The 17,191-nt window shown below is 42.5% G+C and carries 15 protein-coding genes and 1 other annotated feature; all 15 genes read right to left on the bottom strand.

Annotation, left to right across the window (positions count from 1 at the left end):
• Positions 1–15 precede the first annotated feature (15 nt).
• Complete coding sequence (locus tag AC1ECB_RS06840; RefSeq protein ID WP_485668014.1) at positions 16–2,514, bottom strand: U32 family peptidase; 2,499 nt, start codon at positions 2,512–2,514, stop codon at positions 16–18.
• On the bottom strand, positions 2,507–3,424 hold the full coding sequence (locus AC1ECB_RS06835; RefSeq protein ID WP_485668013.1) for an alkaline phosphatase family protein: 918 nt from the start codon (positions 3,422–3,424) through the stop codon (positions 2,507–2,509). Before AC1ECB_RS06835 ends, AC1ECB_RS06840 begins: the two co-directional genes overlap by 8 nt.
• Positions 3,425–3,489: 65 nt before the next feature.
• Positions 3,490–4,161 (bottom strand): DUF421 domain-containing protein, encoded by a 672-nt coding sequence (locus tag AC1ECB_RS06830; RefSeq protein ID WP_485668012.1) that lies wholly within the window; start codon positions 4,159–4,161, stop codon positions 3,490–3,492.
• Between the two features lie 70 nt (positions 4,162–4,231).
• Positions 4,232–4,486 carry a cell division protein ZapA gene (locus tag AC1ECB_RS06825; protein ID WP_485668011.1) on the bottom strand — a complete coding sequence of 85 codons (255 nt, stop codon included), beginning with the start codon at positions 4,484–4,486 and terminating at the stop codon, positions 4,232–4,234.
• A gap of 113 nt (positions 4,487–4,599) precedes the next feature.
• Positions 4,600–7,029: a phenylalanine--tRNA ligase subunit beta gene (pheT, locus tag AC1ECB_RS06820; RefSeq protein ID WP_485668010.1), complete on the bottom strand. Its 2,430-nt coding sequence runs from the start codon at positions 7,027–7,029 to the stop codon at positions 4,600–4,602.
• A 97-nt stretch (positions 7,030–7,126) separates the two neighbouring features.
• Positions 7,127–8,149, bottom strand: coding sequence for a phenylalanine--tRNA ligase subunit alpha (gene pheS, locus AC1ECB_RS06815; RefSeq protein WP_485668009.1), 1,023 nt, complete (start codon positions 8,147–8,149; stop codon positions 7,127–7,129).
• 445 nt (positions 8,150–8,594) lie between these two features.
• Positions 8,595–9,407, bottom strand: a complete 813-nt coding sequence (locus AC1ECB_RS06810) for a TrmH family RNA methyltransferase (protein ID WP_485668008.1) — start codon at positions 9,405–9,407, stop codon at positions 8,595–8,597.
• A complete protein-coding gene (locus tag AC1ECB_RS06805) occupies positions 9,404–10,069 on the bottom strand; it encodes a potassium channel family protein (protein ID WP_485668007.1) in 666 nt (221 codons plus the stop codon). Before AC1ECB_RS06805 ends, AC1ECB_RS06810 begins: the two co-directional genes overlap by 4 nt.
• Before the next feature lie 13 nt (positions 10,070–10,082).
• Positions 10,083–11,450: a TrkH family potassium uptake protein gene (locus AC1ECB_RS06800; protein WP_485668006.1), complete on the bottom strand. Its 1,368-nt coding sequence runs from the start codon at positions 11,448–11,450 to the stop codon at positions 10,083–10,085.
• A 114-nt stretch (positions 11,451–11,564) separates the two neighbouring features.
• Positions 11,565–12,413: a class II fructose-bisphosphate aldolase gene (locus AC1ECB_RS06795; protein ID WP_485668005.1), complete on the bottom strand. Its 849-nt coding sequence runs from the start codon at positions 12,411–12,413 to the stop codon at positions 11,565–11,567.
• Positions 12,414–12,633: 220 nt separating this feature from the next.
• The gene (rplT, locus tag AC1ECB_RS06790) at positions 12,634–12,990 is read right to left on the bottom strand and encodes a 50S ribosomal protein L20 (protein WP_021169976.1); all 357 of its coding nucleotides are present in this window, start codon (positions 12,988–12,990) and stop codon (positions 12,634–12,636) included.
• Positions 12,991–13,030: 40 nt separating this feature from the next.
• Positions 13,031–13,228, bottom strand: a complete 198-nt coding sequence (gene rpmI, locus AC1ECB_RS06785; RefSeq protein ID WP_021169975.1) for a 50S ribosomal protein L35 — start codon at positions 13,226–13,228, stop codon at positions 13,031–13,033.
• Positions 13,229–13,249: 21 nt separating this feature from the next.
• Entirely contained in the window at positions 13,250–13,783 is a 534-nt protein-coding gene (infC, locus tag AC1ECB_RS06780; protein ID WP_072137560.1) for a translation initiation factor IF-3, read from the bottom strand.
• Between the two features lie 30 nt (positions 13,784–13,813).
• Positions 13,814–13,945 (bottom strand) — a sequence feature (ribosomal protein L20 leader region).
• A gap of 66 nt (positions 13,946–14,011) precedes the next feature.
• Positions 14,012–15,922 carry a threonine--tRNA ligase gene (thrS, locus tag AC1ECB_RS06775; protein ID WP_485668004.1) on the bottom strand — a complete coding sequence of 637 codons (1,911 nt, stop codon included), beginning with the start codon at positions 15,920–15,922 and terminating at the stop codon, positions 14,012–14,014.
• A gap of 318 nt (positions 15,923–16,240) precedes the next feature.
• Complete coding sequence (ytxC, locus tag AC1ECB_RS06770; protein WP_485668003.1) at positions 16,241–17,140, bottom strand: sporulation protein YtxC; 900 nt, start codon at positions 17,138–17,140, stop codon at positions 16,241–16,243.
• Positions 17,141–17,191: the final 51 nt, after the last annotated feature.

Raw genomic sequence — 17,191 nt, 5'->3', positions numbered from 1 at the left:
TTCTCCTCTAACAAACTATAGTACCCCCCGGAAATAATGTCCCCGGGTAATATTTTCATGTTCGGCACTGGAAATTTCATCTTCCACAAGTAACGGATGATTTTCTCCGAGGTCAATTAATGCGCGATACAATCCAGTAATTCTGGCAACTTCGTTAACCGGACTATATTTAGCCTCAAACCTGAGCCGGTTAAGACCGGCCCGCAAAAATCTGGGGATATGTGGCAGCATGGATAATTCCTTGGCATTTAAAATATGCATCCGGCAAAATTGGTCAGTAACTATCGGGAATACTTCCTCTTTTCTATCCTTTAACCAATACTGACTACGCTGACAGGCATGATTACACTGCTTACTATCCGGGCCGCCTAAAAAACTGCCAGGCATACAATATTCGGAAATCATCAGTGTCAAATGGCCATGTACTAAACATTCCAGCTGAGCCAGTTTTTTCTCAGCTAACTCCTCGACTTGGGCAAAGGTAAGCTCTGGTGACAGAGTCAGACTGGTTAACCCTAATTTTGTTAAATAATTAGCGGCGATGCTATTATAGATATTTAAAGGATAATCACCATGCAAGGGTACTGAAGAAAGTTCCTGAAGCAGCTGGATGGTACCAATATTGCCGACACTGATTGCCTCAGGCTTCAGCTCATTAAACAGCAAGATATTCTCTTTTAGTGCAGCCAGTTGACCTTGCTGCACTAAACGCGGTGTATTAAAAATAATCTTACGGCCATGCTGCCTGGCATAAGCTGCTGCCTGGCGATAATCTTCGCCAGATAATGAACGGTTCCCAAAACATTCGCCGCCAAACATAACAATATCGGCGCCATTATCTACGGCTGCTTTGACTTTATCTATGCTGTCAACATTTACCACCAGCGAAGGTTGGTTTTTGCTTGGTATTGTTCGTACTTGCGGCCATAACTCGCCAATAGATTTATCTTTAATAAGTGGTGCTCGTGCAAACTTAGCCAGCCTGGCAGCTTCCACTTTTTCGATTGCCCGGCGTCTGGCATCATTAATCTCACTGACAGGCACCATTACTTGGCCCTCAATCTGGCAGTCCAATGTAGCAAGTGCAAAAATGGTAGTCCCTAACCGTTCAATTTGTTTTGCTACAGAATCTGGTGTAAGTGGTCTTTTTAGTGCCTTTTCGGCAATAAAAGTAGTTTGGGCCTGACCAGTGAAACCCTCGCTGTCTGTTATGCTAATTGTCAGCGGCTTACCTTCACCAACAGTTACGGTAATATCGACAGGTATCCGGCGTACGGCCTCAGCTCTGGTAAAGTAAGCTCTGGCTCGCTCCATCAGCTTAGCATCAAAAACCTTAAATACCCGGTCATTCACCCGAACCGGTGAACTTACTGAAATGGCTACTGCAGTATGAGCCTGCGCCTCAGTAACCGGATTACCGTCAACAGTCATAGTGTGAACTGTGACATTCACCCTGCCGCCTACCTTAACCCAAAATTCAATAATATCTCCGATGGCAAGTGGTTCATCCAATTTTATAACCGCTATTTTACCGCTATGCTGATAAGAAAGTACCCGTCCAACCCGGACACCACGGTTATTTGGGCGTCTGTCGCTCATCATCGACCGTCCGTTTTTGCCATAAAGGTGTGCGGTTGTAAAATCACGGTTGAAGATCTGCGCTAAATCCTTTTGATCTTGCTCACTAATAGTATATTCATCACCGTTTAGCTGGTAATTGTCAATTGCCCGCCGGTAAGCATCAACAACAACGGCAACATATTCCGGACGTTTCATCCGTCCCTCAATTTTTAAAGATGTTACACCAGCTTGAATCAGTTCAGGAAGTGCTGCTATTGTGTTAAAATCTTTGGGACTAAGCAAATATTCGCCGGCATCTGCTTCCTTTAATAGATCATTACCAGCAGCATCAACAAGCGTATATGGCAGACGACACGGTTGGGCACAGCGCCCACGATTACCGCTGCGGCCACCAATTATACTGCTCATTAGACATTGACCTGAATAGGAAATACATAGTGCGCCATGAATAAATGTCTCTATTTCTACTGGGGAGTTTTTACATATATATTCAATATCTGTAAGCGGTAATTCACGTGCCAACACTACGCGTTTAAAGCCCATATCAGCTAAAAAGGTAACTCCTGCTAAATTGTGAGCCGTCATCTGAGTACTGGCATGAAGCGGTAAGTTAGGCACTATCTTGTTAGCGATTGCGGCAACTGCCAGATCTTGCACAATAATGGCATCTACACCGATCACATATAAATGCCGCAAATAATCAACTAAAACAGGGAGTTCCTTATCATCAACAAGAGTATTCACAGTAACGAATACCGATACTCCGCGTAAATGAGCAAACCGTACGGCCTCTGCCAATTCTTCATCCGTAAAATTGGGGGCGTACTGTCTGGCACCAAACATTCTTCCTCCAAGATAAACGGCATCTGCACCACTTTCCACTGCTGCAACCAAAGCCTCTTTACTGCCGACGGGTGCGAGTAATTCAATCACATGATTCATCCTTTCCCAAAACCTCTATTATTGCAGGCGCAATACCCGTTAAATCAGTAATACCGCTGATTGTTTGTTGTGCTTTTGGTCCAAACGCAATAAGCGGAACTTTATTTACCGTATGGGTCTTAACACTCATATCTTCAAAATTACCATGGTCACTTGTTACCAGCAGCAATGTATCACTAGGCAATTGCTGATAAACTGTTCCAATAAATTCATCGATTGTATTGATAATCTTCTGGGCATATTGCCAATCTTGCTTATGTCCGGCACGATCTGTCTGGAAATATTCAAAGATTGTAAAAGAATATTTCCTGGAAATATTAACCAAATTAATAGCAGCCTCACTTGGCGCCACTTGCGGAATATTTTCTATGCCGAAGCCTGGCAGCATTGCATTGGTAATATCCTGGTATACGGCTTGCCCCTTATGCATTTCCGCTACTGACCGCAGTGACATACCTGTGCTTAATGCCGCTAAGGTAATCGCAGAATGACGGCGTTTACGTTTGGCCACAAGTTCAAAGTAATCTGGCGAATACATATTAGCTGAAGTTACCGTCAGATTACATGTACACAGTTGTTTCATTAGATTATTCTCTACAATAATCTTTGATAACTCAGGGCCGGGAAAAGCCTGAATATGACGTCCCATCATCCGGGAAGTATTTAAACCGGTAAGAATAGCAGCCTGACCGGTAGCGCTTTGCGGCAGGCCGTCTACCCCAAGTGTGGCATCAATCGGCACAATGTAACTCTCTGGCTTCCCAGTGGGGCCAATATTCTCATTTAAAGGGCAACCAAACAACCTGTTGATCGTAGGTAATTCGAACCGGATAAATGGATTAGTCTCAGGGTTACAGCTGCCTAAGCCTATACCGTCAATAAATATCATCACTACCCGCATTTGTTAAACCGTCCTTACAATCATATATAGAGTAAAGAAAGAAGAAGGGGCATCCCTTCCTCTCGTTAATGGAACTCTTTTGCTTTATCAACAATTGGTTGCCCGGCAGTCGTATTTAATCCTTGTTGTTCACGTAAATGGGTAGCCAGCAATTGAACATCATCCATAAATTGTTCAAATTTTGTCCATTTTTCACCAGCCAGACTTAGCGGGTTATCGTAGATGCTCTTGATATAATTTTCAAACTCATTCTTAGTCAATGGTTCATTTTCAGGTGTACGAACCATAGTAAACTCACCGCAGCTTTCCAGGCGAGCCGTTTCAATCATATTCAAGTCAGACATATCAAGGCCTTTTTTATGAAGTTCCTGGCGTAAGTCATCATAGTTAAAATGGGTTTTAGAAAAATTTTCTTTAATAAGGCGACCTCTTTGCACTAAGGTCACAGGTGTACCTTCAAACCATTTGCGCAAAGTTTTATTCTTCAATGCCAAATACCCGATCAACTGCTGCAGTGCAAGTAATATTAATAAACTCTCAATGCCTGACTGTAGTGTAGGATTTTGATCCATAGTGCCTGCGACAATAATATCCCCAATACCGACCATAATAACAAAGTCAAATGGCGATAGTTGACCGACCGTACGGTTACCCATCAATCTGACAACAAGTAAAGCGACTGTACATAGTAATAGCAGGCGAAATAAAACCTGACTTATTGAGGTGCTGTCAAACACGGTACCACTCCTTTTCTGTCTGTATTATTAACCTGACAGAAACGTGTTATACCGAAATAACGACAAAGTGCTATTTGTCTTCTTTTATCAGTTCAATAAGCTCCAGGTAATCTTGCTCTAATCGCAAGAAATCATCGGCGATATTTAATGCTGTCAATACAGCTATTTTGGTTGGCGATAACCTGAGATTAGCTTTAGCTGTCTTATTCATGCGCTCATCCAGCATAGCAGCCAAACGCATAATACGTTCTGGTTCAATATTGCCTTTTAGAGCATAGCTTTCGCCATATATCTGAACAGTTACCTTGTTTTTTTTATCTGACATAGTCCACCTAAAACGATATATTTTTAAAGAGTATACTTCTCCCAACCAAAAACTAATTCCTGCATAAAAAAAGAAAAAGCGGAATAAACCGCTTATATAGTGAGTAAATTGCGTTAGTCACGAAGTTTGGCTGCAAACGTTTTTTCTAAATAGACAACTATATTTTTGTAGTGTTCGTCAATTTCAATATCAGTCAACGTACGGTCACTAGCCTGGAAAGTCAGTGAAAAGGCCAAGCTGCGTAATCCTTTTTCTACTTGCTGCCCAGTATACACATCAAATAATTGAACCTGAGTAAGTAGTGTACCGGCATTTGCCCTGATAGCCTCAGTCACAGTAGAGGCCGCAATAGCTTCAGGCAAGAGAACAGCCAAGTCACGGGTAATTGCCGGAAACTTAGGCAGCGATTGATAACTGGGATTAATGGTCGCATACTTAACTAATGCTCCTACAGTTAACTCAAATACGTAAATTTTCTTGCTAATTCCATAAGCATCAAGTACCTGCGGATGTACTTCGCCAAAACTGCCTAATAACTCGCCGTCTTTTTTTACTACTGCTGTTTTGCCAGGATGCAATGATGAATTTTTTCCTGCCTCCACGCTATAATCACTAATTCCCAGTCCTGCTAAAATGGCCTCAACGGTTCCTTTGGCATCATAAAAATCCACCATATCTCTTGACTGATTCCAGGCAAGGGTATGGCGCTTGCCGATCATGGCACCACACAACATAACTGGTTCCTGGGGTAAATCCTGGAGTGGTAATTCTTCCGGCAAAAATACTGCGCCAATTTCAAATATCTTTAAGTCCTCATTTTTGCGGGAAAGATTACGGACAATAGTATCCATTATTCCCCCCAGCAAGGTAGTACGTAAATGAGGAAAATCGTCGGTAATCGGGTTTAAAACCTCAATAGCATGGCGCAGCGTACTTTCAGATTCAATATTGAGTTTATCCAATGAATCCGGATGGAAAAAACTCAAAGAAAGGATCTCTGAAAAGCCACTGCTTGTCAGCAAATTCTTAATTTTATCAATAGTGCTTAGGGTATTGCTTTGTTTGCCTTGCGCCATGGTGCCTTCAGGTGTAGTTGAAGGAACTTTGTCATAACCATATATTCTGGCAATTTCCTCGCAAATATCGGCCGGCAAGGTTACATCGCCCCGCCAGGTAGGTACTGTCACAGTAATTATCTCTGAACCTGCTTCTACATCAAATTCAAGGCGTTTTAATATCGCGGTCATAGTTTCTGCCGGTATATCGGTCCCTAAATAATTATTTATTTGTTTTGGGGTAAATTGTACTTGTTTTGGCAGCTGTATATCAGGGTATACATCAATAATACCGGAGCAAACTTCACCAGCCCCCATACTTTCAAGCAGACTGGCGGCTCTGTCAAGCGCTCTAATAATATTCACAGTGTCTACCCCGCGCTCAAACCGGCCGGAGGCCTCTGAACGAAGTCCCAGGGCACGCGAAGTCCGGCGAATACTTGAGCCCTTAAATGCGGCGGCCTCCAGTAATACATTTTGTGTGCTGGCGGTAACTTCTGTGGCAAGTCCCCCCATGACGCCGGCAATACCAACAGCCTGAACGGCATCAGCAATAACCAGCATATCTGGCTCAAGCTCCCGTTTAATGCCGTCAAGCGTAGTCAACTTTTCGCCAGGGTTAGGTTTGCGAACAACCAGACTGTGACGGGCAAGCAGGTTATAGTCATAGGCGTGCATGGGCTGACCAAATTCCAGCATCACAAAGTTGGTAACATCAACAATGTTGTTAATGGGCCGCATACCGGCCGCCTGAATACGCTGTTGCATCCAGACAGGTGATGGTCCAACTTTTATGTTTTTTATAATTCTTGCAGCAAATCTTGAGCAAAGCTCAGAGTCAACAATCTGAATATTTGCCAGCGAGGCCGCTTTCTCTGGGCAGGTTTCTTTTAAATTAAGCATCGGTTTTTTCAGGGTAGCACCTGTTAGTACAGCAATCTCCCGGGCAATACCAAGCATGCTAAAACAGTCTGCCCTGTTGGCAGTAAGCTCAAAGGCAAGCACAACATCATCAAGTCCCAGTGCCACGCGAATATCAATTCCCACGGCTGTATCAGCAGGCAATATAAAAATACCATTTCTCGCCTCAGGCGCAACCAGTTTGCTATCAATGGCAAGCTCTTCTGTCGAGCATAGCATACCACTTGACAGCAATCCCCTCAGCTTTGTTGGCTGAATACTCATTCCGTTAGGCAGCTCGGCACCAACGGTAGCTACCGGCACAATATGTCCCTGGCGGACATTGGTTGCCCCAGTAACAATTGTCAGCAGATCGGTGCCAATGTCAATTTTACATACCGACAATTTATCCGCATTAGGATGTGGGGTAATCCCAAGTACCTTACCTGTGACTACACCAGAGATATTTTGCCCTAACTTTTCCACCGCTTCTACCGGAATACCGGCCATTGTCAGCATATCTGCCAGTTTTTCAGGTGACTCATTTATTTCAACATAATCGTTAAGCCATTTAATTGACGCTCTCATAACCTTCCCCTTTCACTATATACAACGTGTTAAATTTTTGCAGGCGAGTACACCACCCGCCTGTGCCTGAAAACTTTTTCAATGTGGAATATATAGCTTAGAATTGGCGCAAAAACCGCATATCATTGTCAAAAAACAATCTGAGGTCATCAATACCGTAAGTTAGCATCGCAATCCGTTCTACTCCCATACCGAAAGCAAAGCCGCTGACTTTATCCGGATCAAAACTGCTCATTTCAAGTACACGCGGATGGACCATGCCGGAACCCAAAATCTCCAACCAGCCTGTGCCTGAACATACACGACACCCTTTGCCATCGCACATTACACAGGAAATATCCACTTCGGCGCTTGGCTCAGTAAACGGGAAAAAACTAGGACGAAACCGTACATTAACCCTGTTGCCAAACGTTTCTTTTAAGAATAACTCAAGTGTGCCTTTTAAATCGGCAAAACTAATATTTTTATCAACTACCAGGCCTTCCACCTGTTGGAACATTGGTGAATGGGTAGCATCATAATCCCGCCTGTATACTTTTCCGGGAGCAATAATTCGAATTGGTTGGTTAGGTTCTGCCGACTGCAATGTCCGGACCTGTACAGGTGAAGTATGCGTTCTAAGCAAGAACTCTTTAGTGATATAAAAAGAGTCTTGCATGTCACGGGCAGGGTGATCTTGCGGCAGATTTAATGCTTCAAAGTTATAGTAGTCTTTTTCCACTTCCGGACCCTCAGCAATTTCAAAACCCATTCGCATAAAGGTGTCTTTAATCCGGTTTAAAGTCAGTGTCAGAGGATGCAAATGACCAATCTCAGTGGAACGGCCTGGCAAGGTTACGTCAATAGTTTCTGAAGCCAATTTGCGGGAGAGTTCAGCCTGCTTCATGGCACCCAGCTTACTAGCAATAATGTCTTCAATCTCATTTCTGATTTCGTTGACCACTTGGCCTATCCGTGGTCGTTCTTCAGGGGTTAATGCCCCAAGCCCACGCAGCATACCAGTTAGTAGACCTTTTTTACCTAAATACTTAATTTTTAGATCATTAAGCGCTTCTTTATTGTCGATTGCGGACAACTCATTAAGCGCTGTGTCCCTTAATGAATTAAGTTCTTGTTCCATACATGCCTCCTAAAGAATATAAGAATAAAAATAAAAAGACTCCCAGCCCCAAGGGGCGAAAGTCTTGATTTCGCGGTACCACCCTAATTATACTCTATTTCCTGTAACGCGGAAAAAACGCCAGACCTACACAAGAATATCTCTTCAGTCCAGGTACTCAGAAGTGAACTTCTGTTAACTGTTTCAGTGCCGCTCTCAATCCCTGGCAGCATCCTCCCTGTAGAAAACGTGGCTAACATACTCTCTTCCTCATCGCACTGCATAAAGTTTATTATAAAATTATTGTAACCTTAGCCGTTTATACCATAAATACGCAGCAATGGAACCTGTAGCTTCAAACAATCTCCAGAAGAATTCGGCGGTCATCATCGTAAGACCACGCCCTCTCTGCCCTAATGGCAATTTCCGTCATTGCTAAACGTATTATATCATAGCAGTTTAGAAATTACAAGGTTGTCCGCTGCCTTACTGCCTCATACAATATTACACCGGCAGCTACGGCAACATTAAGCGACTCGGCATGACCAACAAGTGGTATATTGAGGCAGGCATCAGCGGCGCTGATAAGCTCCGGACTAATACCCTGACCTTCGTTACCTAAAATAATAGCTGCGGGACGGTTAAAATCAGCTTGGAAATAAACGTCTGATTGCTGTAAACAGGTTGCCAGCAGCTTTATGTCAGCCTGCTTGAGGCTTTGTATTAATTCAGCAGAAGACAGGCCTTCCATTACCGGCAGGTGAAATAAAGAACCCATTGTTGCCCGTACAGTCTTGCCGGCATAGATATCAGCAGACCCCTTCAGCATAATAACCCCGCTGCAGCCGGCAGCATCTGCAGTACGAATAATAGTTCCTGCATTGCCCGGGTCTTGAACACCATCCAAAACAACAAGCAAGGGCAGCTTATCTTGTCTAAGAAGCAGCTGTTCAATAGAAAACTGACGTTTTTTTACAACCACCATAATTCCTTGTGGCTGCTCAGTATCTGAAATCTTATTATAAATATCTTCCGATACTACGACCATTCGGCAAGTTGCAGCCCCTAATCGTTCAACGACAGCCGCTGCCCGTTCACGCGCAGCGGCTTCTTCGGTATAAATGCATATCTCTACAGGCCAGGAAGCGTTAGCACATTCTTCGACCAGACGCACCCCCTCTGCCAGAAACATGCCCAGCCTATCCCGGTATTTTCGTTGACGAAGCGAGGCTATTTCCTTAATCAGCTTGTTAGTAGCGCTGGAAATATACTCGCTCACTCTAATTCCTCCAGCTTTTGAATACCTTTAGTTTGCCCTACTAAAATTAGTATGTCCCCTGCCCTAATTTTCTCGTCCGAAGGGGGTGGTACAAGTAGTACTTCATTCCTTTTTATCGCGACAACATTTAGTTCATATTTTACCCGCAGATTGGTCTCTGCCAAACTGTGGCCTACCAATATTTTCGGCGCGGTAATTTCGGCAACACTCAAATCTGGCGACAATTCAATATACTCTAACACGTTAGTTGATACTAAGCTATGGGCAACTCTCAGCCCCATATCACGCTCAGGATAGACAACACGGTCTGCACCGATTTTGGCTAACATTTTACCATGAAGTTCATTAATGGCTTTGGCAACAATGTATTTTATGCCAAGCTCTTTTAAAAGTAATGTCGTTAAAACATTAGCCTGAATGTCTGACCCAACAGCTACAATGACAACATCATAATTGCGAATACCCAATGCTTTTAACGAATTTTCATCAGTGGTGTCTGCCTGAACAACATGGGTCACAGTTTCGCTAATTTTCTGGACTTGCTCTTCATTCACATCAATTGCCAATACATCATAGCCAAGCTTAAATAATGTGGTGGCAACACTGGTACCAAAGCGTCCTAAGCCAATTACCGCAAATTGCTTATTTTTATTATTTTTCATTCAATTTCTCCCTTTAACCAATGAGTAATTTTCCTTCCGGATACTGTAAATTTCCCTTACGGCTTTTTAAAGCCAATGCTAACACTAAGGTAACTGGCCCAACCCTCCCGGCAAACATAGTTATGATGATCCAGATTTTACCTGATACTGTCAACGTCGGTGTAATCCCTGTTGTTAGACCAACCGTAGCAAACGCCGACGTAGTCTCAAATAGTAAATTAATGAAAGGCTGATTTTCCGTAACACTCAACATCATGGTCACAAAAATAACCAAAACAGCTGAGAGCAGCATTACAGAGAATGCCTTATAAATAATGGATTGAGGAATACGCCGTTCAAACAATTCCGCATCCTGGCGGCCTCTAATTAAGGCCCAGGTGGCTGCTGCCAAAACACCGGTTGTCGAAGTCTTAATACCACCGCCGGTAGAAGTCGGAGATGCACCAATAAACATGAGTAGTACCATAAAAAATAAGGTCGCATCAGTAAATTTACTTAAATCTACGGTATTAAAGCCAGCAGTACGTGCTGTCACTGACTGGAAGTAGCTGGCCAAAACTTTCTCCTGCCAGGATAAACTACCTAATGTAGTAAGGTTATTATATTCGAGTAAAAAAATCACAATCGCACCAAAGACAATCAGCACTACGGTCGTTAGTAAAACCACCTTAGAATGAAGCGATAACCTATCAAACCGGCGGTTTGTCCACACATCAGCAATAACAGTAAAACCAATACCACCTAAAATTATTAGCAGCGAAAGTACTACATTAATTGCAATATCATCAACATAGCCAGTTGCGCTGGAAAACTGGCCGGTTACACTTCCCAACAAGTCAAACCCCGCATTGCAAAAGGAGGAAATCGCATGCCAGTAACCAAAATAGATACCTTTCAAACCGAAGTCCTGATACCAGCGGATTGCAAGGAGGGTACCACCAATAAATTCGATCAGCAACGTCACTTTAATGATATATTGGGTTAATCGTACAACTCCAGCAATCGTAAACTGATTCAACGCCTCTTGCATAACCAGACGTTGCCGCAAATTAATTTTTTTGCCAATAAGTATTGCCATTAGCGTAGACATGGCCATTATACCCAGACCACCGGCTTGAATTAAACTTATTATCACAAGTTGGCCAAATAGCGAAAAGTATGTACCGGTATCGACCACTACCAGCCCGGTCACACAAACCGCCGATGTCGCCGTAAATAAGGCATCTATAAAGCTTAAGCCTGTCCCTGCCACCGCCGCAACTGGCAGCATTAGCAAGAGCGTCCCGCTCAATATCAGCCCGGCAAACCCCAATACCAATATCTGGTACGGGGTAAGCTTCCATTGCGTGATATCGAGTAGGTTAACAAATTTTACCCCCAAAATGCTCCACCCCTAAATCTAGTAATACGTAACGATTATACTCAAATTCAGAAAACTAAACAACCCCCCGCTCGCGCTATGCGCCGGGGGGTTATAGGCGTCTATTGTTGTCAGCTATATTGCTTTTGAGATGCAGTCGAAGGATAACATATATTTACGGACTGAATCTTTAACGCCATTTTTAACCATTGACATTAAGTAAATATAATTGGCAGACTGATTTTTAGCCAATTCAGCTTTTACTGTTTCGGCGGCAGCCAGCGACATATCTGTAGCAATATTGATTTTTGTTATGCCAGACTGAATTGAGCTATAGTAATCATCTTTAGTAAGTTTTGAGCCACCATGCATTACAAGTGGTACATTAACCGTACTATTAAGTTCGGAGAGCCGCGAGAAATTTAGTTTGGGACTGCCGCGATAAACCCCATGATTTGTCCCCACTGCTACGGCTAATGCATCCACTTTGGTTTTCTCTACAAAAGCATGGGCCATCTCCGGTTTAACAAGATTTTCCTCATTTATATCTTTTATATTACCATAACAACCAACATAGCCCAATTCACCCTCGACTGATATACCGAGAGAATGGGCTATGCGAGTAATTTCCTTAGTGCGTTTTAAGTTTTCCTCGAAAGACAATGCTGAACCGTCAAACATAACAGACGTAAATCCCCAGCGAATGGCTTTCATCACCCCTTCATAAGTATGTCCATGGTCAAGATGGAGAGCTACAGGCACAGAAGCCTTTTGGGCAGCTCTACTCATAGCAGCACTCAGGGTATCAACATCGACAAATTTAAATAACCGCTCAGGAATGCCAAGCACCAGGGGAGTCTTTAGTTCTTCTGCCACCTCAATAACAGCGCCTAACGTCTCAAAGTTAAATACATTAAAACCACCAACTGCATACTTTCTTTTTCTTGCATCCTGGAGTAATTCTTTCATTGCTACTAGGGCCAAGGTGAACTCCTCCTTTTGTTTTATTAAACAAATTTTAAATTGCCAATTAATTGTTTGTTATATAATGTTTATTCGCCATGAGCCAAAAAAAACCTGCCAATTATCTCAAAAATCAAATTTTTCAAGTCAGCGTCTGCTAACTGGATTTGTTTACTAGTAATACCAATATTTATAAATATTATACATAAAAAAACTCCCGAAAATTCTTCGGGAGTTTTTGTTATTTCAGTTGATCTTTAGCAGCGCTTACTAACTTGCCAAATGCGGGCATATCGTTAACTGCCATGTCGGCCAACATTTTACGGTTAACTTCTACACCAGCTTTTTTAAGTCCGTTAATAAGCTGACTGTAAGAAATACCACTAATACGGGCGGCAGCATTAATCCGGGTAATCCATAGTTTACGGAAATCGCCTTTTTTGGTGCGGCGGTCAGCACGTGCATAGTACAGTGCTTTCATCACGGTTTCGTTAGCTTTTTTGAACAGCTTGCTCTTGGAACCACGATATCCTTTGGCTAATTTAAGTATTTTTTTATGACGTCTATGTGCAGTAACGCCTTTTTTAACTCTTGGCATGACAGATACCTCCTGATGTACTTATAAATTGTTTATAGTTTTAAGCGTAAGGAATCATTTTCACTACGCGATCATGGTCAGATTTGCTAACCAAAGTTGCTTTACGCAAATTGCGTTTACGGGACGGAGATTTTTTCTCAAGAATGTGACTTTTGAAAGCTTTGGAACGTTTAAATTCACCGCTACCGGTTACTCTGAAACGTTTAGCAGCGCTTCGGCGTGTTTTCATTTTTGGCATAGTAAGATATCCCCTTTCTATTTAGGTGCTAGATTGTGTAGTATTGGGCTTAGGAGCTACAATCATAATCATATTTTTACCTTCGAGCTTGGCATCACGTTCGATATTAGCCATTTCCTTAAGTAAGGTAGCCATTCGCACCAGCACTTGTCTGCCCAGTTCAGGATGAGAAAGTTCCCTTCCTCTGAACATGATTGTTACTTTGACTTTGTCGCCATCTTCTAAAAAGCGCTGGGCATTTTTTAGCTTCACATTAAAGTCATGATCTTCAATATTGGGACGCAATTTAACTTCTTTAATGGAAACTACCTTTTGCTTTTTCTTGACTTCTTTATCGCGTTTTTGTTGCTCATACCGGAATTTACCAAAATCCATGATCCGGCATACCGGCGGTTTAGCAGTTGGTGCTACTTCTACTAAATCAAGATTTTGCTCCCCCGCTATACGCAACGCGTCTCTTAGCGACATAATCCCTAATGGCTCATTTGTGCTGCTGGTTACGCGAACATCCTTTGCCCGAATCTCTTCGTTAATCTTTAAAGTCTCTTTGCTAATTGCCGCTCACCTCCTGATATACTTTGTTTCAATTAAAATAAAAAACGGGTGGCATAGACCACCCGCACAATAGCATAACTAAATCGTTTTGCTTACTATAACCTTACCAACAACAGTGTACTGCGCTGTAAGGTGAGAAGTGGATGGCTTCTGCTTAATGCAATATTTAAATCACTTGATTATAATAACATCTAATTTCAGGTAAGTCAAGCTATTTTCGACAGTACATTAGCTTTTGGCAGCAATTTCAGCAATTGCCATTGTAATGAAATCATCAACAGGCATTGCGCCAACATCCCCTTGCCCCCGTTTACGAACAGCCACAGTCCGGGTTTCCGCTTCTTTGTCACCCACCACAAGCATGTAAGGTAATTTTTGCATTTGACCTTCGCGAATTTTGTAGCCGATCTTTTCGTTGCGATCATCTACTTCGACGCGAATATCCTGGTCAAACATACTTTGTGCAAGTTCTCTGGCATACTCAGCATGACGTTCACTTATTGGTAATATCTTAACCTGTACAGGTGCTAACCATATTGGAAATGCTCCGGCATAATGTTCAATTAAAATACCGATAAAGCGTTCTAAACTACCATAAGCTACCCGGTGAATCATTACCGGACGATGTTTAAGTCCATCTTCCCCGATATAATTCAGGTCAAATTTTTCCGGCATCAGCATATCCAATTGAATGGTACCACATTGCCAGGTACGACCGATGGAATCTTGAAGGTGGAAGTCAATTTTAGGACCGTAGAAAGCACCATCTCCCGGATTAATTTTAAAAGGCATTTCCAGTTCTTCTAGTGCTTCTTTAAGAGCTGTTGTCGCCGTTTCCCATATTTCATCAGAACCCATGGCTTTTTCCGGCTTAGTACTTAGTTCGGCATGATAGGATAATCCAAAAACGCTGTATACTGTATTGAAAAGCTCAATAACCTTCTTGATTTCAGCCTTAATTTGTGATGGCAACATAAAAATGTGAGCATCATCCTGGGTGAAGCTGCGTACCCGCATCAGTCCATGCAGTGCTCCTGAAAGTTCATGACGGTGAACAAGTCCTAACTCACAGGTCCGTAGCGGCAGGTCCCGGTAGCTGTGGTGCTGCGTACGATATACCAAAATCCCCCCGGGGCAATTCATCGGCTTAACTGCATAGCCTTCTTCGTCGATCTTAGTGAAATACATATTTTCACGGTAATGGTCCCAGTGACCGGATTGTTGCCAGAGTTTTTGGTGAAGGATAATGGGGGTTTTAATTTCCTGATAACCAAATTTTAGGTGCAACTTACGCCAGAAAGCCTCAAGTTCGTTACGAACAACCATCCCTTTCGGATGGAAAAAAGGAAATCCCGGACCTTCTTCCTGAATACTGAACAAATCAAGCTCGCGGCCTAGTTTGCGGTGGTCACGTTTGGCCGCCTCTTCCATCATAGTGATATAGGCATCTAAATCAGCTTTCTTTTCAAAGGAAGTTCCATAGATACGTTGCAGCATCTTGCGTTTTTCGTCCCCACGCCAGTAAGCACCGGCAATACTCTGCAACTGAATAGCCTTAACCCGGCCAGTAGCTGGAACATGAGGTCCTGCACATAGGTCAACAAATTCGCCTTGCTTATAGAGAGAGATCGCCACATCTTCCGGTAAATCGTGAATAAGCTCCTGTTTATATACCTCATCTTGTGCTGCGAACAGCTGAAGGGCTTCTTCGCGACTAACTGTCCTGCGCTCAAGCGGCAAATTTTCTTTTACTATTTTCTCCATCTCAGCCTGGATTTTTACTAAATCTTCAGGGGTAAACGTATGAGCAGTATCAAAGTCATAGTAAAAACCATTGGCAATTGATGGGCCAATGCCCAATTTTACATCACCGTACAGACGTTTAACGGCTTGAGCTAGAATATGTGAAGAGGTATGGCGCAAAGCAGCTTTGCCATCCTCATCGTCAAATGTTAAGAATTCAACATTAGCGTCATTTTCCAATTTGGCAGTTAGATCAGTCACTTGACCATTTACCTTAGCAACCAATGCTGCTTTTTCCAAGTTGCGACTAATGGATTTTGCGGCTTCAGCCAAGGTTATTCCCTGTTCAACCTCACGTACGGCTCCGTCCTTTAATATCATCTTAATTTTACTCATGTTTTGGTAGCCTCCTTAACCCAAATAAAAAAACTCTCATTCCCTATAGGGACGAGAGTTTATACCCGTGGTTCCACCCTGTTTGGCTAATAGCCATCTCAGACTTTGATAACGGGGGGTATCCCCGGCTAGGCTTACTTGTTGTTCAGCGAAGCAGTTTCAAGGTGGTAATACTATTGGTTTGCGCAAAGATGCTTACAGCCTGCGGCATCTTTTCTCTGAAACGCCTTTCACGATAGTATCTTGTCCTCGGCATTACTGTTGATAACAATGTTTAATTACCAAAGATTATATACAAATCTAGTAAGAATGTCAAGTTTATGACTCAGTATGATTTGACTTGCCGGCATAATCAGTTGAACACAGTTCGCAACCCTTGCAGACTACTACCCGGTCATCAAATACACTTTTTATTGTGTCTAAAAGGTCTTTGTCTCTGAGTCGATTAGTACTATGTATCATAATATTCCGTGGTGCAATAGTTATTAAAGTACTTATTAACATATCTTCATAGTTAAGGCTGTCAAAACTATCGCCGGTTCTATTTGGCAATACCTTATCGTCCATATATTGATTAGCAATTACTTTGCCATGTGAATCAAAAAGGGTAAAAACATTATCCTTGATAACTACATGAGCTTCCTCTTCGCGTGGCTCCTGAACATCGACAAAATAACGTAACAGCCGAATAAACTCCTTATATTCCAGTTCCATCATAAAGTCATCAACAACATTATCAATAATCTGTGATAGCTGCAAGCGGTAATCTTTTAGCCGGAAATTCAAAAAGCCATCAAGTACTAGTTCATGGTGATTCTCAAGATAATCTAAAATTCGGGTTAGTATTAGCTTATAACGGGCCGAACTGCCGGCAAGCACTCTCAAAGCATTTGATTCCACTGTAGCGCGTTCGTCATGATTAAAATAAAAATAGTTGTTGGCAACAATTTTATTTATAAGCCGCTGTTCTTCATTGGTAATAATCCAATCTGCAAGTATTTGAGATACACTGTTTTTTAAAACTGCTTTTATCCTTTCATAATTGCGAAAAGATAATTCGCCATCAATAATATTTATGCCCAAGAACTTGTAATTGCCTCGATCCAGTTCTTCGATAACTACCCGGAAGCCTTCATGAGTCAGTATGTTACAATCCTGTTCCAACTTTTCCTTGATATTCCCGGTCGTTCCATTCAGGCCGATGGAAAGCAAATTCACCACCATCACTCCCTTCTCATATAGTATATGTTTCACAGCTTATTTGCATAC

Source organism: Sporomusa sp. 246TCP1 (assembly GCF_057319775.1).
This window is presented reverse-complemented; position numbering and strand designations above follow the sequence as displayed.

Bases quoted from the DNA above. Each gene is read 5' to 3' on its own strand.
- AC1ECB_RS06825 (WP_485668011.1), bottom strand. From the start codon at position 4,486: ATGTCAGATAAAAAAAACAAGGTAACTGTTCAGATATATGGCGAAAGC.
- pheS (WP_485668009.1), bottom strand. From the start codon at position 8,149: ATGGAACAAGAACTTAATTCATTAAGGGACACAGCGCTTAATGAGTTG.
- rpmI (WP_021169975.1), bottom strand. From the start codon at position 13,228: ATGCCAAAAATGAAAACACGCCGAAGCGCTGCTAAACGTTTCAGAGTA.
- AC1ECB_RS06805 (WP_485668007.1), bottom strand. From the start codon at position 10,069: ATGAAAAATAATAAAAATAAGCAATTTGCGGTAATTGGCTTAGGACGC.
- rplT (WP_021169976.1), bottom strand. From the start codon at position 12,990: ATGCCAAGAGTTAAAAAAGGCGTTACTGCACATAGACGTCATAAAAAA.
- AC1ECB_RS06835 (WP_485668013.1), bottom strand. From the start codon at position 3,424: ATGCGGGTAGTGATGATATTTATTGACGGTATAGGCTTAGGCAGCTGT.
- pheT (WP_485668010.1), bottom strand. From the start codon at position 7,029: ATGAGAGCGTCAATTAAATGGCTTAACGATTATGTTGAAATAAATGAG.
- thrS (WP_485668004.1), bottom strand. From the start codon at position 15,922: ATGAGTAAAATTAAGATGATATTAAAGGACGGAGCCGTACGTGAGGTT.